Raw genomic sequence first — 25,715 nt, 5'->3', positions numbered from 1 at the left:
GCAAAACAACACGGAGACTATGCAATGAACTGGACAGAGCGGATTTTTAAACTGAGTGAGCACAAGACCAATGTGCGAACGGAGCTGGTGGCGGGGTTGACGACCTTTCTATCAATGGCCTACATCATGTTCGTCAACCCATCCATTCTGGGTGACGCGGGCATGCCCAAGGGCGCAGTGTTTGTGGCGACCTGCCTGATCGCGGCGCTGGGCTCCACCATCATGGCGCTATACGCCAACTACCCGATTGCGCTGGCACCGGGCATGGGTCTGAATGCGTACTTCGCCTATGTGGTGGTGCTCAAGATGGGCTACACCTGGGAGGCCGCGCTGGGGGCGGTGTTCGTTTCGGGTTGTCTGTTCCTGATCTGCACCATGCTGGGCTTGCGTGAGCTCATAATCAAGGGTATACCGCAGTCCATACGCGTCTCCATCACCGTTGGTCTGGGGCTTTTCCTGGCGCTGATTGCGCTCAAGACTGCCGGCGTGGTTGCCGCTGACCAGAATACCTATGTGACGCTGGGTGACCTGCATAAGCCCGAGGTCATCATGGCGTTGCTGGGCTTTTTGCTGATTGTGGTGCTCGATCGCCTCAAGGTCCCAGGTGCCTTGCTGATCGGCATTTTGGCCGTGACGGTGGCCTCGTTCTTCTTCGGTGGCAACACTTTCCACGGCATCTTCTCGGCGCCTCCTTCCATCGAGCCCACCTTCATGAAGCTCGACATCAAGACGGCGCTGACCACGGGCTTCCTCAATGTGGTGCTGGTCTTCTTCCTGGTCGAGCTGTTTGACGCTACGGGTACGCTGATGGGTGTGGCTCGCCGCGCCGGTTTGCTGGTGCCCGAGCGCATGGGGCGCTTCAACCGCTCGCTGCTGGCCGATTCTGGCGCGATTTTTGTGGGCTCCATTCTGGGTACTTCCAGTACCACGGCTTATGTGGAAAGCGCTGCCGGTGTGCAGGCCGGCGGCCGCACGGGCCTGACGGCGCTGACCGTGGCTGTGCTGTTCCTGGCCTGTCTGTTCATTGCTCCGCTGGCCGGTGTGGTGCCTGGCTATGCCACGGCGCCTGCGCTGCTATTTGTAGCCTGCCTGATGCTGCGCGACTTGACTGAGGTGGAGTGGGATGAAACCACAGAAGCTGTACCCGCTGTGGTTACCGCGCTGATGATGCCTTTCACCTACTCCATCGCCAACGGTCTGGCCTTTGGTTTCATCACCTACGCCGTGCTCAAGCTGTTCACAGGCAAGGTCAAGGAAGTGCACTGGATCATGTGGGTGATCGCGGCGCTGTTCCTGTTCAAGTTTGTCTACATCGGCGGTCATTGAGCGCTTGAGCGCTGATCGAGCCAGGGCCTGATCCGTCGTGCCATGCTAGCCAGCCAACTGGCGAGCCGACATGGTCTGATGGAGCCGGTCGCGAAGTAAATCAAAGCTGCAACAAGCAGTCCGGCTACTGGTGGGTCGGACTGCTTTTTGCATTGTTGTGCCTTGATGAGGAGACACCCCGGGCGGACAGTCATCTCTGCAGGCTTCAACAACATTGATTTCATGAGCATATTTCTGAATCAAAGGTTGTTACGCGCTTGCGTGAAAAGCAGAAATGACAGCATGCAGCCTTAAGTGTCTGGCTGCGCAGCGAAATTCACGCGAAGCTGGTAGGTCGGCCTCGTCTCTTGGATGAGTTGGTTGTTTCTAAATTTGAATTCAATATTTTTATATCTATCGACGGCTCCCTAGCATCTGCCCCATTGCATACATGGGGAGAAGAAAGTGGACAAGCGTCGATTTCTGCTGGCGGGGCCTTCATTGCTGGCAGTGGCAGCCATGGGTGCCTCCAGTGCTGCACATGCGGCGGCAGACGCCAAGACCAAGCTGGTCATTGCTGACCAGAGCGAGCTGATTCGCCATTTGCTGGATGCCAGTGGTGAACGTAAGAAGGTTGGCTTTCAGCTGGAGCTACCCAATTTTGCAGGCGGCCCGGCCATTTTTGAAGCCATCCGTGCTGGGGCGCTGGATATGGCTTATGTGGGAGACACTCCTCCCATCCAGGCCAGGGCTGCCGGCGTCAATCTGCCCATCGTCGCGACCTTCACCCGAGCCAGAGCGGAATATCGCTTGGTTCAGCATGCCGGGGTCGGCGTGGAGCGCCTGAGTGATCTGCGTGGCAAACGTGTGAGCTATGTGGAAGGATCGGGGCGCCAAGCTTTCCTGATCGAGGCACTGAATCGTGCGGGTCTGACGCTCAAGGATGTCACCTTGGTGCATCTGCGCGTGGCTGAGCTCAATGATGCTTTGCGCGCCCGTGCAGTGGATGTCGCAACCCTTGCTGAACCGCATGTCACGCGACTGTCCAAGCAGATTGGTGCGCGTGTGGTGCCCGACCCGCTGGAGCGTCAGCTGCTGCCATCGACCTCCTACATTTATGCCCGTCCGGATGTACTGGCAGATCCGCAGAAAGCAGAAGCCATTCGCGAGTTTTTGGCTTCCTTCGTGCGTGCGGGGCGATGGAGCAATACCCACCGCAATGAATGGGGGCAGCACTACTTCCGCAATTTTCAGCGCCTGGACGCCGAGAGCGTGGCCGCCATTCAGGCAGCGCAAGCTCCGCTGGAGTTTCAAACGGCGACGGAAGCATTGCCCCATCATCAAAAGCTCATCGACATCCTGCACAGCGCAGGCAGTCTGCCGCAGCGTCTGGATGCCAAGGGCTCGTTCTTGGCGAGCTACGACGGCGTGATCGTCGCCAATCGCTGAGGAGCGCTCGATGACACAGATTCCTCTGGAAGTTCGCGTAAGCGGTTGGCAGCCTCAAGTCAGGTCGCCTGCTGCGATGCAAGACAAGAAAACATTGGCACTGGTGCCGCCTCGCTTGTCGCCAGGCATGTTGCTGGCCGGGCCTGTGCTGCTTCTGGTTGTGTGGGAGGCTGCGTCGCGCCTGGGCTACCTTTCGCCGGAGACGCTGACGGCACCTTCACAGGCCCTGCGCTCAGGCTATGAGATGGTTCTCGACGGAAGCCTGCTGCCGCATCTACTGGCTTCGGCCGGGCGTGCCTACACCGGACTGTTTCTGGGCATTCTGGTTGGCTTGTTGCTGGCGCTGGCCGCAGGACTGACCCGCACGGGTGAAGCCCTGATTGATGGCCTGGTGCAGATCAAGCGGGCTGTCCCCACGCTGGCGCTGATTCCGCTGGCCATTATCTGGCTGGGCATTGGGGAGGCGATGAAGGTTTTCCTGATCTTTACAGCGGTGTTGATTCCCATCTATATCAACACGCATGCGGCGCTGCGCAGCATCGATATCGGTCATGTGGAGCTGGCGCAGACGCTTGGGCTGTCGCGTGCCGAATTCATCCGCAAGGTGGCGCTGCCTGGCGCATTGCCAGGCTTCTTTGTGGGTCTGCGCATGGCCGTTTCGCTGTGCTGGACGGCTCTGGTGGTGCTGGAGCTGATCAACACACAAACCGGCATCGGCTATCTGATGAACCGAGCCCGTGATTGGGGGCAGACCGATGTCATCGTGGTGGGCATCCTCATCTACGCCATGCTGGGTCTGCTGTCCGATGCTGCGGTGCGCCGCCTAGAGGCGCATGTGCTGTCCTATCGGAGGTCGCTGGGATCATGAGTACGCCTTCTTTGGCAGGTACCGTACACCTGCATGGTTTCAGTCGCAGCTTTCATGGCAAACAGGTGCTCCATGATATTCATCTTGATATTCCGCAGGGGCAGTTTGTAGCGCTGCTGGGGGAGTCAGGCTCGGGCAAGACCACGCTGTTGCGAGCCCTGGCCGGTCTGGATGCTGATGCACAGAGCTCGGGAGCCGCAGCGGCGCATGGCAATGTGTCCGTGTTGTTTCAGGACTCACGTTTGTTGCCGTGGCTGAGCGTGCTGGACAACCTGACGCTGGGCCTGGACGCCAAGGAAGTCCGGTCTGCCGCAGGGCAATTGCTCCGAGAGGTGGGTCTGGCAGACAAGGCCGCAGTCTGGCCCAGCACCCTGTCTGGTGGGCAGAAGCAGCGTGCGGCACTGGCTCGTTCTTTGCTGCGTGAGCCTCATGTGCTGCTGGCCGACGAACCCTTTGGCGCCCTGGATGCTTTGACCCGCATACGCATGCATGGCTTGCTGCGGCGCATGGTAGACCGGATTCGCCCGACGGTGATTCTGGTCACTCATGACGTGGATGAATCCTTGCTGCTCGCAGACCGAATTCTGGTGCTCAAGGACGGAAAGATTGCTGAAGACCATGCGGTGGGCTTGGCCCATCCGCGGCGACTGGATCACCCCGCTTTCATGCAGCTGCGCGCGACCTTGCTGCGCAGCCTGGGTGTGGAAACTGAATTTGCCTGAAAGAGTTTTGCCATGACACGACAACTACACCTGAACCTGTTTCTGATGACACGAGGCCACCATGAAGGGGCCTGGCGTCACCCCGGTGCCAATCGCAAGGCGATGACCGATCTGGAACTGTATGTGGATGCAGCCCGCATTGCCGAGGCCGCCAAGTTCGATGCTGTTTTTCTGGCAGATGGGCTGGTCGGACCTGACAGCGGGCAGATGGCCTCATCAGGTTTGCTGGAGCCGCTGCTGCTGCTGGCTGCTTTGGCGCAGCATACGCAGCGCATCGGGCTGATCGGTACGGCTTCAACCACCTACAGCCTGCCTTATACGCTGGCGCGACAGTTCGCCACACTGGATCATCTCTCCAAAGGTCGTGCAGGCTGGAACATCGTGACCTCCTGGCTGCCCAAGGCCGGTGAAAACTACGGGCTGAGTGAGAACGTGGAGCACGCGGAGCGCTACCGTATTGCCGAAGAATTTGTCACTGCTGTGGATGCGCTATGGCGCAGTTTCCCGCAAGGGGCCTTGGTAGATGACGCTGAATCAGGTCAGTTCCTGGATATTGGCCAGGTGCGCCCCGCCAACTATGTGGGGACACATATCCGCACGCGCGGGCCTTTGAATGTGCCGGGCAGCCCACAAGGGCGTCCGGTTCTGGTGCAGGCCGGGCAGTCCGAGACCGGCCGTGCATTTGCCGCGCAGTGGGCGGAGGCCATTTTTACGGCACATGGCAGCAAAGAGTCGGCGCAGGGTTTCTATGCCGACATCAAGGGAAAGGCGCAGGCTTTGGGGCGCGGGGCTGAAGACATTGTGATTTTGCCGGGCATCAGTGCGGCCATTGGCTCTACAGAGTATGAAGCCCGTCAGGTATGGGAGGAACTCGACAGCCTGACCAGTGTTGAGGTGGGTCTGACCCGCCTGTCTGCACGCTTTGGCGGTCATGATTTCAGCCGTCTGCCGCTGGATCGCCAGCTCACGCGAGATGATTTTCCGGACCCCACGCTGGTAGAGGCCTCCAAGAGCCGCGTTATCGGGTATGTGGAGACTACGTTGCGTGATGGGCTCACGCTGCGTCAACTGCTTAAGCGATTGGCGGGGGCACGTGGTCATCTGGCGATTGCCGGTACACCCGAGCAGGTGGCGGACACGATTGAAGATTGGTTTCGCACTGGCGCGGCCGATGGCTTTAATGTGATGCCGCCGGTCATCACGCAGCAGCTGGAATTGTTTGCCAGTGAGGTTGTGCCCATTCTGCGCAAGCGTGGACTGTTTCGCAGCGAGTACGAGAGCAGTACGCTGCGCGGACACTTCGGCCTGCCAGACCTGCCAGACCTGCCAGACCTGCCAGACCTGCCAGACCTGCCAGACCTGCCAGACCTGCCAGACCTGCCTGCTGTTCAGCACAAGACACGGACCGCTACAGCAGTGGAGGCATAAGCCGTTAAGCGAATGCGATCCGGCCAGCGTTTTCGCCGTTATGCGGGGTAAATGGCACCCAGAATTCGCGGGCCGCGTGCGCCTGTCACACTGGGCAGATTGCCGGGCAGACCCAATATGCACTGGCGTGCCAGCCAGGCAAAGGCGGCGGCCTCCACCTCCAGGGGCGGCAGGCCGCGCTCTGCCGTAGTGGTGACGGTTACACCTGGCAGCAGCGCGGCAAGGCGCTGCATGAGGTGGCTGTTGAGCGCACCGCCACCGCACACCAGCAACTGCTTGCCGCCCTTACCAAAGTGCTGTACGGCATGGACGCAACTGACGGCGGTGAATTCCGTCAAGGTGGTTTGCACATCAACAGGCGCAGCCTGCGCTGCATGGCGCAGCAGGTGCTGGGCCAGCCAGTCGGCATGAAACAGGTCACGCCCCGTGCTCTTGGGCGGCTCTTGGGCCAGATACGGGTCGCTGAGCATGGCGGCCAGCAGCTCTGGGATGACTTGGCCGCTTGCGGCCCACTGGCCACTTTCGTCGTAGGCCTTGCCGGTGTGGCGCAGGCACCAACCGTCCATCAGTGCATTGCCAGTACCTGTATCAAAGCCTAGTACGCTGCCATCCGCACCCAGCACGCTGAGGTTGGCAATGCCGCCAATATTGAGCACCAGCGCTGTTTGGTCAGCCAAGCCAAACAAGCCTTGATGAAATGCGGGCACCAGCGGCGCGCCCTGGCCGCCAGCGGCCACATCGCGGCTGCGCAGGTCTGCGACTACGGTGATGCCTGTCAGCTCGGCCAGCAGGGCGGGGCTGTTGAGCTGCAGGGTGTAGCCCGTGCCATCAAACAGCTGCGGGCGGTGGCGTACGGTCTGACCGTGCGCGCCTAGGGCCGCGACTTGAGTGGCTACAACGCCGCTATCGGCCAGCAGTGTCTGAACGACTTTAGCGTAATGGCGCACCAGTGCGCTGGCGGCCAGGGCTGCTCGGTGCAGTTCATCGGTACCGCCCGGAGTGTTCAAGGACAGCAGCTCGGCGCGCAGCTCTGCATCAAAGCTGCAACTGGCGTGTTGCAGCACTTGGGTGCCTTGGCTGAAGTCGACCAGAACGCCATCGACCCCGTCTAGCGAGGTGCCGGACATGAGTCCGATATACAGAGAGCTTTGGGCGGCTTGTTCAATGGCGTTGGGCATAGTTCAGGTCACAGAGTTGGCGCAGTATTTACTATCTTAGCTGTAGCGAATAGCGCATGTACATCAAGCGCTACAGCCTATTTTGAGCATAAAAAAGGGCTGCAATTGCAGCCCTTTGGGATGGTGTCTGGCCAGATCAGCGTGCACTGGCCACGGAATAGGATTGCGTGCCGGCATTGAGCTCGATGCGCATCTGCGCAGCCAGCTTGTCAAAATCAGGGCGTGCAGCCTTGCTGATGGGTTGGGCTGCATCGGTGATTTTGGCGATGGTCAGCGGGTCACGCTGCTCGCCCTTTTCGCGGAACTCGAAGTGCAGGTGCGGGCCAGTGGCCCAGCCGGTGGAGCCCACGGCACCGATGATGTCGCTTTGCTCGACACGCTGGCCTTGCTTGACATCAATGCGGCTCAGGTGTGCGTAGACGGTGGTCTGATGGTTGGCGTGCTCGACAAAAATCACATTGCCATAGCCGTTTTGCACACCGGCAAAGGACACGGTGCCGTCACCCACAGTGCGAACCTTGGTGCCAGTGGCTGCCGCAAAGTCGGTACCCAGGTGAGCGCGCCAGGTTTTGTGAATGGGGTGCACACGCATGGAGAAGCCGCTGCTGATGCGGGAGAACTCCACCGGGTAGTTCAGGTAGGCCTGGCGCAGGCTCTTGCCGTCCAGCGTGTAGTAGGCGCCTTTTTTGCTGGCTTCCTGGAACCACATGGCCTGATGTGTCCTGCCGTTGTTGTGGAACTCGGTACTCAGCACGCGGCCAGCGCGCAGAGGCTCGCCATCGGCTTCCAGTGATTCGTAGACCACGGCAAAGCGGTCGCCCTTGCGCAGGCCGCGGCGGAAGTCCAGATCACCTTGAAAGATGTCAGACATCTGCATGGTGACGGAGTCTGGGATGTCGGCTGCGTCGGTGGCCGCAAAGAACGAGGAACGAATGACGCCGCCGGCCAGACGAGGCGAGGCGGTGAGTTTGCCGGTTTCGATCTTGGATTGCAGCTTGCCTTCAACGCGACCTACGGTCAGGCGCTGGAAGGTGCCATCTTCGTTGGGTGCCCAGCGCACGGTCAGCTGGCTCAACTGGTGGTCGGGCGTGGTTTCGGCGGAAACCAGGCGACCGGCACGGCCGAGTACGTTCTGGCGCATGGCATCGTTGCTGCGCAGAAAGGCTGCGGCCTGTGGGTCGGCAATGCCAAGGCGCTGCAGCAGCGACTCGGCCGTGTCGTTGCCACGGGTGGTTTCAGAACGGTAAAGAGAGAAAGACTGCACGTCTGTCAGTTCTGCCAGGTCCTGACCAGCGGCCAGCGAGGGAACGGTTTCAGTCAGCGTGCGAACGGGGAGGTCGGCGGGGTCTGGGCCGAGGCTGGCCACAGCAAAGGCACCACTGCCACCGGTCAGCAAAACAGTTGCCAGCGCAGCCGTGGCGCGCTTGGGGTGTTTTTGCAGGGCCGATGTCAGCTGCACCCACAGGGTAACGCCGGCATTTTTCAAGCCAGTAATCAAAACTTCAAATCCTTGGGAGAGCGTGTCTGTTGAATTGGCCTTTGTTGCGGTCGACACGACTCCATCAGCTCAACCGTTCCATAAGTCCATCCACAGAGGTCTATATGAGGGAGCAGTCTAGAATTGACCGTAACACCAAACCCCCAAGTATATCGACCGCGTCCTACCGCGCCTGCCGAAAAACCCTTATGAATCAATCTGCTGTTACAAGTTTCCCCGTGACCGACAGAGTGAACCAAGCGCTGGAAGTCACTCTTCGTGGGGTCGATGAACTGTTGCCCAAGGACGAATGGATCAAGAAACTGGCCAAGTCCGAAGCCACGGGCGTGCCTTTGCGCATCAAGCTGGGTCTGGACCCAACGGCTCCTGACATCCATCTGGGCCACACTGTGGTGCTCAACAAGATGCGCCAGTTGCAGGATCTGGGTCACACGGTCATTTTCCTGATCGGTGACTTCACCACGCTGATTGGCGACCCCTCGGGCCGTAATTCGACCCGCCCGCCGCTGACTGCCGAGCAGATCAAGGTCAACGCCGAGACTTACTACACCCAGGCTGCCAAGGTGCTGGACCCGACCAAGACCGAAGTACGTTACAACAGCGAATGGTGCGACCAACTGGGCGCACGCGGCATGATTCAGCTGTCGGCCAAGTACACGGTGGCGCGCATGATGGAGCGCAACGACTTTCACACCCGTTTCACCGAAGGCAGCTCGATCAGCCTGCACGAGTTTCTGTACCCGCTGCTGCAGGGTTACGACTCGGTGGCACTCAAGTCTGATCTGGAGCTGGGCGGAACGGACCAGAAGTTCAATCTGCTGATGGGTCGCCATTTGCAGGTCGAGTATGGGCAAGAGGCGCAGTGCGTGCTCACAATGCCTTTGCTGGTGGGGCTGGATGGCGTGGACAAGATGTCCAAGTCCAAGAACAATTACATCGGCATTACCGAAGACGCCAACACCATGTTCGCCAAGGTGCTGTCGATCTCCGACACGCTGATGTGGGACTGGTACACCCTGCTGTCCTTCAAGAGCTTGGCCGACATTGCGGCGCTCAAGGCCGAGATTGAAGCCGGTGGCAACCCCAAGCACGCTAAGGTGGCGCTGGCCAAGGAAATCACTGCGCGCTTCCACAGTGCCGAAGCCGCCGATGCAGCCGAGCAGGACTTCATCAACCGCTCCAAGGGCGGCATTCCTGATGAAATTCCTGAAGTGGCCTTCTCGGGCGCCCCCATGGGCATTGCTGCGTTGGTCAAGCAAGCCAATCTTGCCGCGTCGAATGGCGAAGCCAACCGCCTGATTGACGGCGGCGGTGTGCGCGTTGATGGCGTGGTGATCAGCGACAAGGGCTTGAAGCTGGATGCGGGCACTTTTGTGTTGCAAGTGGGCAAGCGCAAGTTTGCGCGAGTGACTTTGAGCTAACTGCCTGAGGCGCTTTGCGCCTTCTCCTCTTTCTCTACGCGCATTGCGCTAAGGAAGGGGACCCACTCGACGCGTTAGAGGGAATGATCTCTAAAAAGAGAGCTGCTTACGCTTGATACTGCTGTGTTTCAAATTCTTTTGTATTTGAAACCTTTGCAGATCATGCGCGAGCAGCTCTCTTTTTGCTTATGGCTTGATCGTTTGTTCGTCTTGCATGGCGGCGCGGGTTTTGTCGGCTTCGGTCATCAGCCATTGGCAAAAAGCCTGCACCTCGGCCCGCTCATGGCTGCGCGGGCCTTGCAGCAGCCAGTACGACAGGGGGGACGCCAGTCGGTGCTTAGGCAGTACTTCGACCAAGTCACCGGCGGCCAGTGCATCGGTGACCAGCGGCAGGCGGGCAATGGCCAGTCCTTGCCCGGCCAGTGCGGCCTGCACGATCTGGTGGGCGTAGTTGAAGTACAGCCAGCGCGGCGGTTGCAGCTGGTCGCAGCCGTTGGCGGCAAACCAGCGCTGCCAGCTTAGCCACTCCAGATGAGGCATGCGGTGCACATCGCCGGTTTCAATCAGCGTGTAGTAGGCCGCATCGGCAGGGGTGCGCAGTGCAGGGCCGCACTTTAATAGTGCGGGGCTGGCGACCAGTACCAGCTCTTCGCCAAACAAGGGCTGAACAGATCGCGCAGATGCATCTACGGCCTTGCTGTAGCGGATAGCCAGATCGACATCAGTGGTCTCAAGATCGACCACGGCGTCGCCCGTGTCGATGCGTATGTCGATATCAGGGTGGCTGCGCTGAAAAGCTTCCAGGCGGGGAATCAGCCACATGGCGGCAAAGCTGGCCCAGGTGGTGATGGCCACGCTTTTGCGCCCCGCCGTTTGGCGAATCTGGCGTACGGTGCTGTCAATAGATTCCAGCGCGGGTTGCACGGCGTGCAGCAACTGGGCACCGGCACCCGTCAGCTCGACGGCGCGGGAGTGGCGCAGAAAGAGAGGGATGCCAACCTCGTCTTCCAGCGACTGAATCTGGCGGCTGACGGCGGACTGGGTCAGGGCCAGTTCATCGGCGGCGGCGCGAAAATTCAGGTGCCGGGCCACGGCCAGAAAGGCGCGAAGATGGCCTGCGCCAATGGCGCGGGTGCGAAGCAGCGGGGTCGGGCTGGTGGTAGCGTGGGGCATTGCCGCGCAAGCATAAGGCGTTTGACACGACTCTTGCGGACTCTTTGGATGATGCTTGTCACAGCTGGGCGCTGTGATGGGCCGATAATTGGGTGGTTTTTTATCTTCTCAAGAACTATGACTGCACCTCTGGACATCGTCATCATGGCCGCCGGCAAAGGCACCCGCATGAAAAGCCGCCATCCCAAAGTGCTGCAAAAGCTGGCTGGGCGTGCTCTGCTGCAGCATGTGCTGGATACGGCAGCGCAGCTGAAGGCGCGCTCTGCGGTGGTGGTGACGGGTCATGGTGCGGCAGAAGTGGAGGCCGCCATCGCCGCCGCCAACAGTGGTGAAGGTGGTCTGGAGCTGAAGTTTGTGCGCCAGGAGCCCCAGCTGGGCACTGGCCACGCCGTGCAGCAGGCCGTGCCTGCGCTCAAGGAGGATGGTCTGGTCGTGGTGCTGTCTGGCGATGTGCCACTGACCACTGCCGACACGTTGCAGGGCCTGCTCTACGCCGCAGGCGAAGGCAAGATGGCACTGCTGACGGTGACCATGCCTGACCCGACTGGCTATGGCCGCATCGTGCGCAACGAAGCCGGCACGGTGCAGCGCATCGTCGAGCAAAAAGATGCGAATGACGCCGAGCGCGCCATCACCGAAATTTACAGCGGCATCATGGCCGTGCCTGCCAAGCATCTGACGGCATGGCTGTCCAAACTCAGCAACAACAACGCACAGGGCGAGTATTACCTGACGGACATCGTCGCCATGGCCGTGGCCGATGGCGTGCCCGTGGTGGGCCACCGCATTGCCGATGTGCTACAGGTCGCAGGCATCAACAGCCCGTTGCAACTGGCCGAGCTGGAGCGGGCGCACCAGTTGCGCCAGTCGCGCCAGTTGATGGAGCAGGGGGTACGCATGGCTGACCCGGCTCGTTTTGACCTGCGTGATGATGTGCGCGGCACCAAGGCCAGCCTGAGCTGCGGGCAGGACGTAGAAATTGATGTGAACTGTGTTTTTACCGGCCATGTCACGATTGGCGCGGGCGCACGCATTGGCGCCAATTGCCATATCAGCAATGTGAGCATTGCTGAAAATGCCGTCATTCACCCCTTCACACATATCGACGGCGAAAAAATGGGCGTGGAAGTGGGCGCGGGAGCCTTGATTGGCCCGTTTGCCCGCCTGCGCCCCGGCGCCAAGCTGGGCCGCGAAGTGCATATCGGCAACTTTGTGGAAGTCAAGAACTCCACGCTAGCCGATGGTGCCAAGGCCAATCATCTGGCCTATCTGGGTGATGCCACGGTAGGCGAGCGCGTGAACTACGGCGCAGGCAGCATCACCGCCAACTATGACGGCGTGAACAAGCACCGCACCGTGATTGAGGCCGATGTGCACATTGGCAGCAACTGCGTGCTGGTGGCTCCGGTGACGATTGGCGCTGGCGGCACTGTAGGCGGTGGCTCCACGGTGACCAAGAGCACCGAGGCCGGTGCGCTGACCGTGGGCCGTGGCAAGCAGGTCAGCATCAGCAACTGGAACCGCCCAGAAAAGCAGCCCAAAGCCTGATGAATCAAGCGCAACACGCTTTTGAAAACATGGCGCCTCAGACGCTGCAAGAGGCGCTGGCGCTGCTGGCGCGGCGCGATGCCGAGCTGGCAGCCCTGCGCAGCTCGCAGCAGGAATGGTTGCATGCGGTATCGCACGACTTGCGCGCACCGCTGCGCCATGTGCTGGCCTTCAACCCGCTGATTGCCGAGTTGCTGCAGTCGCCCAACCCCAGTGCTGATGACCTGGAAGAGGCGCTCAGCTTTTTGCAGACCATGGACCAATCGTCCCAGCGCATGGCCGCCATGTTCGATGGCTTGCTGCAATTGTCGCGGGCCGATCGTCAAGTACTGCAGTTGCAGTCCGTGGATGTGTTGCCTGTGCTGCATAGCGTGCAGCAGCGCTTGCAGGCCGATGCAGAGGGCAGACAGATTGAATGGGGCTTGCCAGCGACTGCGCCGGCAGTGCAGGCCGACCCGTATTTGCTGGAGTTGGCGCTGACGGCAGCTCTGAGCAATGCCATCAAGTTCACCCGGTCTGTGCCTCAGGCGCGGATTCAGGTGGATGTGCGCCACGAGATGCAGGGCAGGGATTGTGTGATCGCGATTGCTGACAATGGTGTGGGCTTTGATCAGTCACGTGCAGGCAAGCTGTTTGGCGTGTTTCAGCGCATGCACCGCGAGGCCGATTTTGAAGGTGTGGGCACGGGCCTGGTGCTGGTGCGCAATATTTGCCGCCGCCATGGTGGCAAGGCTGAGATTGAGGCCCAACCCAATGTGGGTTGCCAGTTGCAGATGAGTTGGCTTAAGGCCTGAGAAGCGAGACGCTAGCAGCGTATGCCCGTATCAGGCGCTGCTTCGCTCCTGCTGCTTTTGGGACTGGGTGTCAGCAGGCTTCAGAGTGGCTTCAAACGGCATCGGTATGGTTGCCGGGCTGTGAGAATTCAGGGGCACGCTGGCTGACACGTCAAAGACTTGATCGCGGCCCGCATTTTTGGCGCTGTAGAGCGCACTATCGGCGGCCTTGACCCATTCGGTGACCGAGCCAATGCTGACATCTGCAGCAGCGACACCAATACTCGCACTGACACGTAAGTCTGGATATTCGCGAATGCGTATTTGAGCTAGCTTGTCGCAAATACGCAGGGCGATGGAATATGCCTCTTTTGCATTGGCGTGCTTGCACAGGACGGTGAATTCATCGCCGCCGTAGCGGCCAGCAATATCGTGGCTACGCAGGCAATTGCGAATGCTCAGGCCAATCTGCTTTAAAACCTCGTCGCCCACAATATGGCCGTAGTCGTCGTTGACGGTTTTGAAGCGATCAATGTCAATGACGAGCAGGCTGGTTTGTTCTTGAGAGGTTCGATATTGCTGCAGTGCAGTGCGGGCCTTTTTCCACCAGTAATCACGACTGTAAACCGTGGTCAGGGGGTCAATGCGGCCCAGTAATCTGAGCTGAAGATTTTGCTTGGCCAATGTCTTGAGCATGCTGAGAGTGGACCAGCTGGCATAGGCGCTGTGAAGGATGATTAATGGCAACAGACTTAGCTGAACGACTAGAGGTGCATCCCACTGGGGAGCAGGGTGGATCAGCGCAGACATCATCAGCATGCCTATGAGTAAGGCAATCAATGTAGAAGGCCAGCGGCGCTTGAGCCCGGTGTAGAAGCGGTCAGCCACACCGATGGCCAGGATGCAGAAGCTGGGCAGCAGGCTCCAGTGCATGAGTGCTACCCAACTGCCGATGATTAGGGCATCGACCAGGCAATTTATATACTCCGCATGAAACGGGTCTTGGTGGTGTCGCGAATGCAAAAAGGCAATATGAGGCCAGATCAGTGCACTTACCGCAGTGAATGCCCACCATGCAATATTGGACGGGTGATACGCCAAACTTGCGGCAACCACAATGCCCGCCAATGTCAAATAAGAGGCGCGCAAAGGGTAGGTACGACGGTGAATCTCTCGATGCAGAGGCATCTGGCGAAACTTGCGTTAAGTCAAAGTGGTGAGAATAGTCGAATTAAAAAAAATTTGTATCAAAACTTAACGCGATAGCGCAGCATATTTGCCACACATCAAGAGCATAAATACATGTTGATGACTGGTTAGTGATGCTTTTCAGGAATTGGTAATTCAGTGCTGAACTTTGCACGCTTTATGCTGAAGAATGCTTTGACATTGCGCACATTCGCATCTTGGGTAAAAAGCTTCTGGCTGAGGGCCAGGTAGGCAGGCATGTCGGTCGCTGCGATGATCAGAATGAAGTCGGGGCCAGGAGATACACGCCAGCATTGCTGCACCCAGGGCTCGGCAATGGCTTTGTGCTCGAATTGCAACAAGGCCGTGCTGTCTTGCCGGTCCAGTGAGACTTCCACAATGACCTGCAGGCCATGACCAGTCAGCTTGGCCAGTTGCTCGCTGTTCAGAATGGCTACCTGTTTCTCTATCAGTCCGAGCTCTTGCAGGCGCTTGACGCGGCGCAGGCAGGTGGGGGCGGACAGATGCAGCAATTGGGCCAGAGCATGATTGCTGAGACTGGCATCTCGCTGAAGCTGCCTCAGCAGTTGAAGATCAGCAGCATCTAGGTTGATGGAATTTTTGTTCATTAAAAGTAATTTTATTGAATAAAAAATCAATCATTAAGTATGGTGAAATATTAATTCAATATATGCAATTATTTGAAGATATATTGAATATTTCAGCGGGTACTATGCCCAGCAATTCAACCTGAGGTGTACATCTATGTGTGGCATTGTTGCTGCGGTTTCTGACCGCGATATCGTTCCTGTTCTGGTCCAGGGTCTGCAGCGACTGGAGTACCGTGGCTATGACTCCTGCGGCGTTGCCGTGCAGGCACTCGATGCCAATGGTCTGAGTCTTGGCCTGAAGCGCGCCCGCTCTACGGCCCGCGTGGCAGAGCTGATGGAACAGGTCAAGACCGAGCATGTGGGTGGCCTGACAGGTATTGCCCACACTCGCTGGGCTACCCATGGTGAACCTGCTGTTCGCAACGCCCACCCACACTTCAGCCATGGCCCAGGCATTTCGGCTGTGGCGGATGCCGATGCGCCAGCCCGCGTGGCACTCGTGCACAACGGCATCATCGAAAACTACGAAGCTCTGCGTAGCGAACTGCAAGGCAAGGGCTATGTATTTGCAAGCCAGACCGATACTGAAGTCATTGCCCATCTGGTGGACAGCCTTTACAGCGGCGATCTGTTTGAAGCGGTGCAGGCTGCAACGACCCGTCTGCATGGCGCATTCGCCATTGGCGTTATGCACAAGGACGAGCCTCACCGCGTGGTAGGTGCCCGTGCAGGCTCACCACTGATTTTGGGTGTGGGCAAGGAAGGTTCTGAGCACTTCCTGGCCAGCGATGCCATGGCACTGGCTGGTGTGACTGACCAGATCATCTATCTGGAAGAGGGCGACCTGGTTGACCTGCAGCCCGGCCGTTACTGGGTTGTGAGCAAGAGCGGTGAGCGCCTGACTGAGAAACAGCGCCCTGTAAAGACCGTACACGCGCACAGCGGCGCTGCCGAGCTGGGCCCTTACCGCCATTACATGCAAAAAGAAATCTTCGAGCAGCCCCGCGCCTTTGGCGACACGCTTGAAGGTGTGGAAAACATTGCCCCTGAGCTGTTTGATGGGGTCACGCCTGAAGGCAAGACCGGCGCAGCCGCATGGCGTGTATTCAAGGAAATCGACCGCGTGCTGATTCTGGCTTGCGGCACCAGCTACTACAGCGGCTGCACCGCCAAGTACTGGATTGAAGCCATTGCCGGCATCCCCTGCAGCGTGGAAGTGGCCAGTGAATACCGCTATCGCACCAGCGTGTCCGACCCCAGGACGCTGATCGTCACCATCAGCCAGTCGGGTGAGACTGCCGACACTTTGGCAGCCTTGCGCCATGCTCAAGGCCTGGGCATGAAGCACACGCTGACCATCTGCAACGTGGCCACCAGTGCCATGGTGCGTGAATGCGAGCTGGCCTATATCACCCGCGCAGGCGTGGAAATTGGCGTGGCATCGACCAAGGCCTTTACGACACAGCTGGCAGGTCTGTTCCTGCTGACGCTGGCACTGGCACAGTCCAAGGGCCGACTGACTGAAGAGAAAGAGCAGCAGTACCTATCTGCCATGCGCCACCTGCCTGTTGCACTGCAATCGGTGCTGGCTCTGGAGCCGCAGATCATCAGCTGGGCTGAAGACTTTGCAAAGAAAGAAAATGCGCTCTTCCTGGGCCGTGGCATCCACTACCCCATCGCGCTGGAAGGCGCGCTCAAGCTCAAGGAAATCAGCTATATCCATGCCGAGGCTTACCCTGCGGGTGAGCTCAAGCACGGCCCACTGGCACTGGTGGACAGCAATATGCCCGTGGCTATCGTGGCACCTAACGACGAGCTACTGGAAAAGCTCAAGAGCAATATGCAGGAAGTGCGCGCGCGCGGTGGTGTGCTGTACGTGCTGGCCGATGCCAAGAGCAATATTGAAAGTGCTGAAGGCATGCATGTGATTCGCATGCCTGAAAACTACGGCGCGCTCAGCCCCATTCTGCACGTGGTGCCGCTGCAGTTGCTGGCGTATCACACCGCTCTGGCTCGTGGCACCGATGTGGACAAGCCCCGAAACTTGGCTAAAAGTGTGACAGTGGAGTAAGCGATTCACTCAGAAAAAGCGCTCCAGAAATGGAGCGCTTTTTCATGGCGCAAAGGTTTGCAACGCTTGCTGGAATCAAGCGGCCTTGATGCCCGCCTCGGCAAGTCGCCGCGCATAGGCGGCCAGAATAATTCGCTCTGAGTGCACCAAGTAAGCGCTCAGCTCTTCTGCTGCTTCCTTGGGTTTGCCGTTTTCAAAGAGCTGCAAAATTTTCTGGTTCATGTCCACATAGGGGGCATGCAGAAAATGCGGGTCGCGCAGCAGACCAAAGGCCAGGCGTAGCTCGGCCAGCAAGTGGGAGAACATTTCGTTCAAGCGTTCGCTGTCAGCCAGCGCCACGATGGCTTTGTGAAACGCCATATTGGCGGTGCCTACTTCTGACCAGTTTTCTTCGTCACGCAGCAATTTCGCGGTCTCTACCGCTTCGCGCATCAGCGACAGGGCAGGGTGCATGGGGTAGGCCTGGGCCAGCGCCTGGCACTCAATCATGCGGCGTACCCGGTAGATGTCGATGATGGATGCCATGCTGGGCACGGCCACCGATACGCCCTTGTTGGGCTCATGCACCAGCAGACCTTCTTTGGTCAGCATACGGAACACCTCGCGCAAGGTGTTGCGCGAGATTTCCAGCGATTCGCTGAGCGCCGCTTCCGACAGGCGTTGACCGGGAGTGAGCGCACCATTGACCAGCTGACTGCGTATTTCTTCGGCGATGCGCTCGGTCAGGTTCTGGACCTCTGCTGGGGCTTTCATGGCGATTCCTTCGTGTTGACGTCAGAGTGTAGCCACCGTTTTGTTGAGCCAAAAAATCTTCAGGAGAGTCTGAAGCTAGGGTTTACTCTATTACGCATGGTTGTTTGTTCTGCAGAAAATGATATTTGTGGAATCAATCTTTATTGATTGTTCAACAATTTGAAGGGTTGAGCAGCGCTAGACAGGGGTGCCCAGCCATCTTCAAAAGAGCTGGGCGGGGCGAGTGTGTTCCCGCCTTTGGCGTAGCACTCATAGCCCACCGCGCAGCGGATATGGGCATGACTCCCGGAGGCTCCCATGCCTGTTGACGTAAACCTGTGGCCGCTGATAGGCGTGCTCATCATCATTGCGGGCTTTGCGCTGCGCTTTAACCCCATGCTGGTGGTCATCGTGACCGCAATCGGTACGGCCTTTGCGGCGGGCTTTCCGCTCGATAAGGTGCTGGCTGCGATTGGTGCCGGCTTTATCAAGACGCGCAATCTGCCGCTCATCATCTTGCTGCCGCTGGCCGTGATTGGCCTGCTGGAGCGCCATGGTCTGCGTCAGCATGCACAGAACTGGATCAGCTCTATCAAGTCGGCGACTGCTGGCCGCTTGCTAATCGTCTATCTGGCAGCGCGCCAGCTGACTGCGGCCATTGGCCTGACCAGCCTAGGTGGTCACCCCCAGATGGTGCGCCCGCTGCTGGCGCCCATGGCCGAAGGTGCGACCGAAAGCCGCTACGGCAAGCTGTCAACCAAGGTGCGTGAAAAGCTGCGCGCCATGTCGGCTGCCACAGACAACGTGGGTCTGTTTTTTGGCGAAGATATCTTCGTGGCGTTTGGTGCCATTGTGCTGATGACGACCTTCCTCAAAGAAGCAGGTATCGAAGTCGAGCCGATTCATGTCGCGCTGTGGGGAATTCCCACGGCAGCCTGCGCCTTTGCCATTCATGCTTTCCGTCTGCATCGTCTGGACAAGCAACTGGCACGTGAAATTGCTGCAGAACAGAAAGCCGCTCAGGGAGAACAGGCATGACCATCACCATTCAATACCTGTACTACCTTGTCGGCGTGGTGCTGGCGGTCACGGCCATCATGACGCTGCGCGATGCCAGCAACCCGCGTCGCTTTTCGGCAGGCCTGTTCTGGGCGCTGTATGCGCTGGTGTTTCTGGTCGGTGACTTGCTGCCAACCGAGTGGGTGGGCGTCATTGCTGTCGTTATGGCCTTGATCGCCGGTTTTGGCGGTGTGCTGGGCGGCAAGCATCAGCCACGCACGGATGCTCAGTACATGGAAAGTGCCAAGCGTCTGGGCAACAAGCTGTTTGTGCCTGCTTTGGCCATTCCCCTCATCACCATGGTCGGTACCTTGTCGGCCAAGCATCTGGTGTTCGGTGGTGTTCCCCTGATTGATCCCAAAAACAGCACCCTGGTCAGCCTGGGTATTGGTTGTGTCATTGCGCTGGCTCTGGCCTGCAAGATGACGCGCGAAACTCCGATGCAGGGTCTGCGTGAGTCGCACCGCCTGATTGACGCTCTGGGCTGGGCGCTGGTGCTGCCGCAGATGCTGGGCATGCTGGGTCTGGTGTTTTCCGATGCCGGTGTGGGCAAGGCTGTGGCCTATGTGACCACCACCTACATCAACATGGATGTGCGCTTTGTGGCCGTGGCTGTGTATGTGATCGGTATGGCGCTGTTCACCGTCATCATGGGCAATGGTTTTGCCGCCTTCCCCGTGATGACCGGTGGCGTGGGTGTGCCGGTGCTGGTGGGTGTGTACCACGGTGATCCGGCTGTGATGGCTGCGGTGGGCATGTTGTCCGGCTATTGCGGCACCTTGCTGACCCCGATGGCGGCCAATTTCAACCTGGTACCCGCCGCGCTGCTGGAAATTGACAAGAATGCGGTGATCCGTGCGCAGGTGCCAACGGCTGTTGCGCTGCTGATCGTTAATGTGTTCCTGCTCAACTTCCTGATGTTCCGTTAAGAGAGTGCTGTCATGACTGCTGCCACTGCCAAGCGAATTTTGCTCACCGGCTTTGAGCCCTTCGATAAAGATAGCGTCAACCCCTCGTGGGAAGTTGCGCGGGCGCTGGATGGGGAGCTGATTGCCGGTGGCGTGGTGCACGCCCTGCAACTGCCCTGCGTGTTTGGCGCGGCCATGCCAGTGCTTGACGAGGCTCTGGCGCAGCTGCAGCCCACGCTCATCATCAGCCTGGGCTTGGCGGGCGGGCGCACGGAGATCACTCCAGAGCGTGTGGCTATCAATATGGATGACGCACGCATTGCGGACAACGCGGGCAATCAGCCGGTAGATCAGCCCGTGGTGCGCGAGGCACCGGCTGCCTATTTCTCAACCCTGCCTATCAAGGCCATGGTGAGAAATTTGCGTGATGCAGGCATACCTGCTTCGGTGTCCAACACCGCAGGCACCTTTGTCTGCAACCATGTTTTTTACGCACTCATGCACCGCCTTGCGCGCCGAGCCGGGCCTGGCGTGCGTGGCGGCTTTATTCACATCCCCGCGCTGCCGCAGCAGGCAGCAAAGCATCCCGGCATGGCCAGCATGGCGCTGGAGACACAGGTGCAAGGCATACGCAGCGCCATTCACACGGCCATGACGGTGCAAGAGGATTTGCAGGAACACGCAGGCCAGCTGCATTGAGCTGGCCGGGAGACGCATGATGAAAATGGATTTGAACAGCGACCTGGGCGAGAGCTTTGGCGCATGGACCATGGGTGACGATGCCGCCATGCTCGACATCGTCAGCAGCGCCAACGTGGCCTGCGGCTTTCATGCTGGCGATGCGGCAGGCATTCTGTCCACACTCAAGGCCGCCAAGGCGCGCAATGTGGTGGTCGGCGCACATGTGGCCTACCGCGATCTGGCGGGTTTTGGTCGCCGCAACATGGATGTGGCCAGCAGTGATCTGGTGGCTGATGTGATCTACCAGATTGGCGCATTGCAAGGTCTGGCGCAGGCTGCGGGAACGACCGTGAAATACGTCAAGCCGCATGGCGCGCTCTACAACACCATTGCCCAGGACAAGCGCCAGGCCATGGATGTGATCACGGCCATGAAGGCGATTGATCCCAGTTTGGTGCTGATGGCGCTGGCAGGCGCACCGCTGATTGGCTGGGCGCGGGATGCCGGTTTGACCGTAGTGGCCGAAGCCTTTGCCGACCGTGGCTACACGCCGAAGGGCGCACTGGTGTCTCGTCGCGAACCCGGTGCTGTGTTGCACGATGAACAACTGATTTCCCAGCGAATGCTGACGCTGGTGCGCGAAGGCGTGATTGAAGCCGTAGATGGCAGCATGGTGCGCGTAGAGGCTGACTCCATCTGCGTGCATGGCGACAGCCCCGGTGCCGTGGCGATTGCCCGCAATATTCGCCAGCGATTTGAGCAAGAAGGCGTGAAGATTGCCTCCTTCGTGGGAGCTGCGCAATGAGCGCCATGCGTTTTCTTCCTGTCAATCGCCAGAGCATTCTGGTGGAGCTGGCCGACCTGCAGCAGACGCTGGTACTGCTGGGGGCGCTGCAGGCACAGTCTATTGAAGGCGTGCAGGAGCTGGTGCCAGCCGCGCGCACCATTCTTGTACAGTTCGCTCCCCACATCATCAGCACCGCGCAGCTCGTCAATCGCATTGCGGCTTGCAATCTGAATGGCGAAGTGCAGCGCTCCGACGTACTGGTGCAGATTCCCGTCCGTTACGACGGTGAAGATCTCGCCGAGGTGGCGCAGATTTTGGGCATCAGCCCTGAAGAAGTCGTGAACCGCCACACCGGTAGCGAATGGTCGGTGGCCTTTACCGGCTTTGCGCCGGGCTTTGCCTATCTGAGCGGCGGAGATCCCATCTTCAACGTACCGCGCCGTGCCACGCCACGCACCAAGGTGCCTGCGGGCGCTGTGGCATTGGCGGGTGCCTTCAGCGCCGTTTATCCACAGGCCAGCCCCGGCGGCTGGCAAATCATCGGTGTGACCGATGAAGCCATGTGGGACTTATCGCGTGACCTGCCAGCCTTGCTGCAGCCCGGCTACCGCGTGCACTTTGTGGACATGACTGCTATTGAAAAAGAAGCTTCTGGCGTTGAGCACTCAAGCGATGCAGGCGTAAAGGTATCTAAAGGCGTCATTCATCAGGCGCAGGCAGCTAGCAATATGCAAGCACCTGCAGAGGGTGCTCCAGCCCTGCAAGTCCGCGCTACAGGTCTGCTGACCCTGTTTCAGGACCTGGGTCGACACGGTCAGGCCGGGCAGGGCGTATCGGCCTCGGGTGCCATGGATCAGGCAGCGCTCAAGACCGCCAATCGCCTGGTAGGCAATGCCAGCAATTGGCCTGCATTGGAGACCGTGGGCGGTGGTCTCTCCCTGCAAAGCCGTGGTGAGCAGGTGTTGGCCATTACCGGCGCTCAGGCTCCCATCACCATCACCAATGCAGCGGGTCAGAGCTGGGTTGCATCCAGCTACTCCGCGCTGGCACTGGCGGATGGCGACACCGTAACTATTGGCCAGCCCACGGCCGGTGCGCGCTGCTACGTGGCGGTGCGCGGCGGCTATCAGGTGCAGCCCGTGCTGGGTAGCGCCGCTACCGATACGCTGGCCCATGTCGGCCCCCCCGCGCTGCAGCGCGGCCAGTGGTTGGGCGTGCAGCCAGCAGTCCACGCCGTTGTGGCCGATGCTGCTTTGCCCGTACAAGAACTGCCCGCTGCCGATGCTGAAGTGGTGCTCGATGTAGAGCTTGGTCCGCGCACCGACTGGTTCACGCCAGAGGCCGTGGCCCTGCTGGCCAGCCAGCGCTGGCAGGTCACGCCCCAGTCCAACCGCGTGGGTTTGCGACTGGCAGGCGAGCAGGCTCTGAGCCGCGCTATCACCACTGAGCTGCCCAGTGAAGGCACACCGCTGGGAGCCATTCAGGTGCCCGCCAGCGGCCAGCCCGTGCTGTTTCTGGCCGACCACCCTTTGACTGGGGGCTATCCCGTCATTGGCTGCGTGGCCGCTCATCATCTGGATCTTGCAGGGCAAATCCCCGTGGGCGCCTGGATTCGTTTTAACCCTGTTCGTGCATTTGCAGATTTGTCCCCTGCCGTGGCGGGTTGAGGAAGTTGTATGAAAAAAGTATTGATTGCCAACCGTGGTGAGATTGGCGTCCGTATCGCTCGCGCCTGCGCCGACTATGGCGTGAAATCCGTCGCCGTCTATGCCAACGCCGATATCGACGCCCTGCATGTGCGCCGCGCTGATGAGGCCTATGGGCTGGATGGCGACAAGCCTGCGGAAACTTATCTCAATATCGAAAAGCTGATTGCGATTGCCAAACGCTCGGGCGCAGATGCCGTGCACCCCGGCTACGGCTTTCTGTCGGAAAGCGAAGCCTTTGCGTGTGCCGTGCTGGATGCCGGTCTGATCTGGATTGGCCCCAAGCCCGAGACCATCGCCAAGCTGGGCGACAAGGTGGAAGCTCGCAAGATTGCGCTCAAGGTCGGCGCGCCGCTGGTGGCGGGCACGTCTGATCCGGTCACCAGTGCCGATGAAGTGCTGGCCTTTGCCCAGCAGCACGGTCTGCCCATCATCATCAAGGCCGCGTTTGGCGGCGGTGGTCGTGGCATGAAGATCGCCTGGCGCATGGACGAGGTGGCAGAGCTGTATGAGTCCGCCGTGCGCGAAGCCGTGACCGCCTTTGGCCGTGGCGAATGTTTTGTCGAGCAGTTCCTCGACAAGCCCCGCCATATCGAGGCTCAGGTGATTGCCGACGCGCATGGCAACGTGGTGGTGCTGGGCACACGCGACTGCTCGCTGCAGCGCCGCAACCAGAAGCTGGTGGAGGAAGCGCCTGCGCCCTTTATCAGCGAAGCACAGCGCGCGCGCATTCACAGCGCGGCGAAGGCGATCTGCGCGGAGGCTGGCTATATCAGCGCTGGCACGGTGGAGTTTCTGCTCAGTGGCAATGGATCGATTTCCTTCCTTGAGGTCAACACCCGCCTGCAGGTGGAGCACACGGTGACCGAGGAGACCACGGGCATCGATCTGGTTCAGGAGCAATTGCGCGTGGCCGATGGCCTGCCGTTGTCTTTCACAGAAACGCCTGCACCGCGCGCGCACTCCATCGAGTTCCGTATCAATGCCGAAGATGTGGGTCGTGGCTTCCTGCCCACGCCTGGCCTGATCACGCGCTTTGCGCCACCATCCGGCCCCGGTGTGCGTCTGGATTCGGGCGTTGCAACCGGCTCCATCATTCCGGGCACTTTCGACTCCATGATGGCCAAGCTCATCGTGACAGGTGCTACGCGTGAACAGGCGCTGGCCCGCGCCCGCCGCGCGCTGGCCGAGTTCCAGATTGAAGGCGTGGCCTCGGTGTTGCCGTTCCACAAGGCCGTGCTCAATCAGCCTGACTTTGTGGGCGCAGATGGCTTCCATGTCCACACCCGCTGGATTGAAACGGAGTTTGCCGAGCCGCTGGCTGCCGCTGCTCGCGCTGAGCCTGTGGCAGACACCAGCCTGCTGCGCACCGCCATCGAAATTGATGGCCGCCGTGTATCGCTGGGCCTGCCCGCCATGCTGCTGCAAGGCCTGTCCGCGCCCACGGCAGTCGCTTCACAAGCCGCACAGCAAAGCGTGGACCCTGATGCCGTGGCCTCGCCGATTGCCGGCAACCTCCATGTCTGGAAGGTGGCGGATGGCGATGACGTCAAAGAAGGCGACATTATCGCTGTGATGGAAGCCATGAAGATGGAAATGCAGGTGTCTGCACACCGCTCGGGTCGTATCACCATGGCAGTGCAGGCGGGTACGGCGCAAATGCTGGGTGCGGTGATTGCGCATATCCGCTGAGGCTTGATGCACTTAGTTCACAACGCGGCCTGAGGGCCGCGTTTTGTTTGGGTGCAGCTCAGGGCCATGGTCACCAGTGCATCCAGAAAAGCGTGAGATCGCGCCTGCTCGGTCATGTCCTGCACTGCGTTGTGAATGATTTCGCGCAGGCCCTTGCCCAGCAGGTAGGCGGCCAGTTCTGGCTGGTCCGTCTGCACTTCGTCGGCATATATCTGCAGCAGCGGTAGCCAGGTCGTGTTGATGAACTCCTGCGTGCTGGCCTGCGGCGCATGCCATAGACCCAGATGCAGTGCCGATCGATAGCGCGCATGAAAGCCGGGGCTGAGGCCATGTAGTCGAAGCTCCACGCGAATCATGTTGGCAAAGATCTGGCGCAGTACGGCATGCAGTGGCAGACCATGCAGCTGCTCGCGCATCTGGTAGAGCTGTACCGACTCTTGATCGAGCATGCGCTCATAGACCGCTGCAATCATCGATTCCTTGTTCGGAAAGTACTGGTAGATGGAGCCTACGGTGGCTCCCGATACCTCGGCAATCCGGTTCACCGTCAAGGCGTCTTCGCCCTCCTTGTCCAGGATGCGCAGGCAGGATTCGGCAATGGCATCCACCAGCGCTTTGGAGCGGGCCTGCACAGGCAGCTTGCGTGGCTGGGGCAATTGGTCCTTGGGGAGTTGCGTTGTGCGCGATTCCATGAAATGCGAGTCCTGTCTCTGGTGATCTGCTGTGTTTGTATTTTTTGCTTTGGCAGCAACGGTTTGCGGCTGTAGTCCGTGCACGGCAATGCGAGTGGAAAAAGAGGTTTGGGCTCTCTAGACTGAGCCTGTCGCTGGGCCAATCCTAGCGGCATTCATCACTGTAAAGAGTTCTGCGCTGTGCTGTGGAGGAGACAAGAAGCGCATCAGCAGGACTGGCCGCCA

At 59.5% G+C, this 25,715-nt stretch carries 22 protein-coding genes; 15 read left to right on the top strand and 7 right to left on the bottom strand.

Translation table 11 applies throughout. The features are described from left to right. The first annotated feature begins 24 nt into the window (after nt 1–24). The 5 genes from CLU84_RS17855 (at nt 25) to CLU84_RS17830 (ending at nt 5,772) form a co-directional block, all read left to right on the top strand. Nucleotides 25–1,326: an NCS2 family permease gene (locus CLU84_RS17855; protein ID WP_099738919.1), complete on the top strand. Its 1,302-nt coding sequence runs from the start codon at nt 25–27 to the stop codon at nt 1,324–1,326. Between the two features lie 444 nt (nt 1,327–1,770). Next, complete coding sequence (locus CLU84_RS17845) at nt 1,771–2,754, top strand: ABC transporter substrate-binding protein (protein WP_099738915.1); 984 nt, start codon at nt 1,771–1,773, stop codon at nt 2,752–2,754. 10 nt (nt 2,755–2,764) lie between these two features. Further along, complete coding sequence (locus CLU84_RS17840) at nt 2,765–3,622, top strand: ABC transporter permease (protein ID WP_099738914.1); 858 nt, start codon at nt 2,765–2,767, stop codon at nt 3,620–3,622. Further along, nucleotides 3,619–4,344 (top strand): ABC transporter ATP-binding protein, encoded by a 726-nt coding sequence (locus CLU84_RS17835; RefSeq protein ID WP_099738912.1) that lies wholly within the window; start codon nt 3,619–3,621, stop codon nt 4,342–4,344. The genes CLU84_RS17840 and CLU84_RS17835 overlap by 4 nt, the downstream gene beginning before the upstream one ends. 12 nt (nt 4,345–4,356) lie before the next feature. Further along, on the top strand, nt 4,357–5,772 hold the full coding sequence (locus CLU84_RS17830; protein WP_233210259.1) for an LLM class flavin-dependent oxidoreductase: 1,416 nt from the start codon (nt 4,357–4,359) through the stop codon (nt 5,770–5,772). Nucleotides 5,773–5,810: 38 nt separating this feature from the next. On the opposite strand, the gene CLU84_RS17825 is transcribed toward CLU84_RS17830, so the two are convergent. Further along, the gene (locus CLU84_RS17825) at nt 5,811–6,950 is read right to left on the bottom strand and encodes an anhydro-N-acetylmuramic acid kinase (RefSeq protein ID WP_099738910.1); all 1,140 of its coding nucleotides are present in this window, start codon (nt 6,948–6,950) and stop codon (nt 5,811–5,813) included. A gap of 136 nt (nt 6,951–7,086) precedes the next feature. Continuing rightward, entirely contained in the window at nt 7,087–8,445 is a 1,359-nt protein-coding gene (locus CLU84_RS17820) for a M23 family metallopeptidase (RefSeq protein WP_099739127.1), read from the bottom strand. A gap of 191 nt (nt 8,446–8,636) precedes the next feature. Between CLU84_RS17820 and tyrS the strand changes: the two genes are divergently transcribed. Then, the gene (tyrS, locus tag CLU84_RS17815; protein ID WP_099738908.1) at nt 8,637–9,869 is read left to right on the top strand and encodes a tyrosine--tRNA ligase; all 1,233 of its coding nucleotides are present in this window, start codon (nt 8,637–8,639) and stop codon (nt 9,867–9,869) included. A 186-nt stretch (nt 9,870–10,055) separates the two neighbouring features. On the opposite strand, the gene CLU84_RS17810 is transcribed toward tyrS, so the two are convergent. Beyond that, entirely contained in the window at nt 10,056–11,042 is a 987-nt protein-coding gene (locus CLU84_RS17810; RefSeq protein ID WP_099738906.1) for a LysR substrate-binding domain-containing protein, read from the bottom strand. A gap of 117 nt (nt 11,043–11,159) precedes the next feature. Here CLU84_RS17810 and glmU point away from each other — a divergent pair, with 117 nt between their 5' ends. Further along, nucleotides 11,160–12,590: a bifunctional UDP-N-acetylglucosamine diphosphorylase/glucosamine-1-phosphate N-acetyltransferase GlmU gene (gene glmU, locus CLU84_RS17805; RefSeq protein WP_099738904.1), complete on the top strand. Its 1,431-nt coding sequence runs from the start codon at nt 11,160–11,162 to the stop codon at nt 12,588–12,590. Continuing rightward, nucleotides 12,590–13,384, top strand: a complete 795-nt coding sequence (locus CLU84_RS17800) for an ATP-binding protein (RefSeq protein ID WP_099738903.1) — start codon at nt 12,590–12,592, stop codon at nt 13,382–13,384. Before glmU ends, CLU84_RS17800 begins: the two co-directional genes overlap by 1 nt. A 30-nt stretch (nt 13,385–13,414) precedes the next feature. Here CLU84_RS17800 and CLU84_RS17795 read toward each other — a convergent pair whose 3' ends face one another. After that, nucleotides 13,415–14,551 (bottom strand): diguanylate cyclase, encoded by a 1,137-nt coding sequence (locus tag CLU84_RS17795; protein ID WP_099738901.1) that lies wholly within the window; start codon nt 14,549–14,551, stop codon nt 13,415–13,417. A 128-nt stretch (nt 14,552–14,679) separates the two neighbouring features. Then, nucleotides 14,680–15,180 (bottom strand): Lrp/AsnC family transcriptional regulator, encoded by a 501-nt coding sequence (locus CLU84_RS17790; protein ID WP_099738899.1) that lies wholly within the window; start codon nt 15,178–15,180, stop codon nt 14,680–14,682. A 136-nt stretch (nt 15,181–15,316) separates the two neighbouring features. Between CLU84_RS17790 and glmS the strand changes: the two genes are divergently transcribed. Next, a complete protein-coding gene (gene glmS, locus CLU84_RS17785; RefSeq protein ID WP_099738897.1) occupies nt 15,317–17,233 on the top strand; it encodes a glutamine--fructose-6-phosphate transaminase (isomerizing) in 1,917 nt (638 codons plus the stop codon). Nucleotides 17,234–17,308: 75 nt separating this feature from the next. Here glmS and CLU84_RS17780 read toward each other — a convergent pair whose 3' ends face one another. Continuing rightward, nucleotides 17,309–17,986, bottom strand: coding sequence for a GntR family transcriptional regulator (locus tag CLU84_RS17780; protein WP_099738895.1), 678 nt, complete (start codon nt 17,984–17,986; stop codon nt 17,309–17,311). A 297-nt stretch (nt 17,987–18,283) separates the two neighbouring features. Between CLU84_RS17780 and CLU84_RS17775 the strand changes: the two genes are divergently transcribed. The 6 genes from CLU84_RS17775 to CLU84_RS17750 are packed head-to-tail and all read left to right on the top strand — an operon-like array spanning nt 18,284 to nt 24,798. Continuing rightward, on the top strand, nt 18,284–19,003 hold the full coding sequence (locus CLU84_RS17775; protein WP_099738893.1) for a DUF969 domain-containing protein: 720 nt from the start codon (nt 18,284–18,286) through the stop codon (nt 19,001–19,003). Further along, entirely contained in the window at nt 19,000–19,953 is a 954-nt protein-coding gene (locus tag CLU84_RS17770; protein ID WP_099738892.1) for a DUF979 domain-containing protein, read from the top strand. The genes CLU84_RS17775 and CLU84_RS17770 overlap by 4 nt, the downstream gene beginning before the upstream one ends. A gap of 12 nt (nt 19,954–19,965) precedes the next feature. Further along, nucleotides 19,966–20,631: a pyroglutamyl-peptidase I gene (gene pcp, locus CLU84_RS17765; RefSeq protein ID WP_099738890.1), complete on the top strand. Its 666-nt coding sequence runs from the start codon at nt 19,966–19,968 to the stop codon at nt 20,629–20,631. A 19-nt stretch (nt 20,632–20,650) separates the two neighbouring features. Next, a complete protein-coding gene (locus tag CLU84_RS17760; protein ID WP_099739125.1) occupies nt 20,651–21,418 on the top strand; it encodes a LamB/YcsF family protein in 768 nt (255 codons plus the stop codon). A 5-nt stretch (nt 21,419–21,423) separates the two neighbouring features. After that, nucleotides 21,424–23,067: an urea amidolyase family protein gene (locus tag CLU84_RS17755; RefSeq protein WP_099739124.1), complete on the top strand. Its 1,644-nt coding sequence runs from the start codon at nt 21,424–21,426 to the stop codon at nt 23,065–23,067. A gap of 9 nt (nt 23,068–23,076) precedes the next feature. Then, nucleotides 23,077–24,798, top strand: a complete 1,722-nt coding sequence (locus CLU84_RS17750; RefSeq protein WP_099738888.1) for a biotin carboxylase N-terminal domain-containing protein — start codon at nt 23,077–23,079, stop codon at nt 24,796–24,798. A gap of 17 nt (nt 24,799–24,815) precedes the next feature. On the opposite strand, the gene CLU84_RS17745 is transcribed toward CLU84_RS17750, so the two are convergent. Continuing rightward, nucleotides 24,816–25,490 (bottom strand): TetR/AcrR family transcriptional regulator, encoded by a 675-nt coding sequence (locus tag CLU84_RS17745; protein WP_099738887.1) that lies wholly within the window; start codon nt 25,488–25,490, stop codon nt 24,816–24,818. Between the last annotated feature and the right edge of the window lie 225 nt (nt 25,491–25,715).

It is taken from the genome of Comamonas sp. 26 (assembly GCF_002754475.1).
Classification (GTDB): Bacteria; Pseudomonadota; Gammaproteobacteria; order Burkholderiales; family Burkholderiaceae_C; genus Comamonas.
This window is presented reverse-complemented; position numbering and strand designations above follow the sequence as displayed.

Bases quoted from the DNA above. Each gene is read 5' to 3' on its own strand.
- CLU84_RS17855 (WP_099738919.1), top strand. From the start codon at position 25: ATGAACTGGACAGAGCGGATTTTTAAACTGAGTGAGCACAAGACCAAT.
- CLU84_RS17840 (WP_099738914.1), top strand. From the start codon at position 2,765: ATGACACAGATTCCTCTGGAAGTTCGCGTAAGCGGTTGGCAGCCTCAA.
- CLU84_RS17835 (WP_099738912.1), top strand. From the start codon at position 3,619: ATGAGTACGCCTTCTTTGGCAGGTACCGTACACCTGCATGGTTTCAGT.
- CLU84_RS17830 (WP_233210259.1), top strand. From the start codon at position 4,357: ATGACACGACAACTACACCTGAACCTGTTTCTGATGACACGAGGCCAC.
- CLU84_RS17825 (WP_099738910.1), bottom strand. From the start codon at position 6,950: ATGCCCAACGCCATTGAACAAGCCGCCCAAAGCTCTCTGTATATCGGA.
- tyrS (WP_099738908.1), top strand. From the start codon at position 8,637: ATGAATCAATCTGCTGTTACAAGTTTCCCCGTGACCGACAGAGTGAAC.
- CLU84_RS17810 (WP_099738906.1), bottom strand. From the start codon at position 11,042: ATGCCCCACGCTACCACCAGCCCGACCCCGCTGCTTCGCACCCGCGCC.
- glmU (WP_099738904.1), top strand. From the start codon at position 11,160: ATGACTGCACCTCTGGACATCGTCATCATGGCCGCCGGCAAAGGCACC.
- CLU84_RS17800 (WP_099738903.1), top strand. From the start codon at position 12,590: ATGAATCAAGCGCAACACGCTTTTGAAAACATGGCGCCTCAGACGCTG.
- CLU84_RS17795 (WP_099738901.1), bottom strand. From the start codon at position 14,551: ATGCCTCTGCATCGAGAGATTCACCGTCGTACCTACCCTTTGCGCGCC.
- CLU84_RS17790 (WP_099738899.1), bottom strand. From the start codon at position 15,180: ATGAACAAAAATTCCATCAACCTAGATGCTGCTGATCTTCAACTGCTG.
- glmS (WP_099738897.1), top strand. From the start codon at position 15,317: ATGTGTGGCATTGTTGCTGCGGTTTCTGACCGCGATATCGTTCCTGTT.
- CLU84_RS17780 (WP_099738895.1), bottom strand. From the start codon at position 17,986: ATGAAAGCCCCAGCAGAGGTCCAGAACCTGACCGAGCGCATCGCCGAA.
- CLU84_RS17775 (WP_099738893.1), top strand. From the start codon at position 18,284: ATGCCTGTTGACGTAAACCTGTGGCCGCTGATAGGCGTGCTCATCATC.
- CLU84_RS17770 (WP_099738892.1), top strand. From the start codon at position 19,000: ATGACCATCACCATTCAATACCTGTACTACCTTGTCGGCGTGGTGCTG.
- pcp (WP_099738890.1), top strand. From the start codon at position 19,966: ATGACTGCTGCCACTGCCAAGCGAATTTTGCTCACCGGCTTTGAGCCC.
- CLU84_RS17760 (WP_099739125.1), top strand. From the start codon at position 20,651: ATGAAAATGGATTTGAACAGCGACCTGGGCGAGAGCTTTGGCGCATGG.
- CLU84_RS17755 (WP_099739124.1), top strand. From the start codon at position 21,424: ATGCGTTTTCTTCCTGTCAATCGCCAGAGCATTCTGGTGGAGCTGGCC.
- CLU84_RS17750 (WP_099738888.1), top strand. From the start codon at position 23,077: ATGAAAAAAGTATTGATTGCCAACCGTGGTGAGATTGGCGTCCGTATC.
- CLU84_RS17745 (WP_099738887.1), bottom strand. From the start codon at position 25,490: ATGGAATCGCGCACAACGCAACTCCCCAAGGACCAATTGCCCCAGCCA.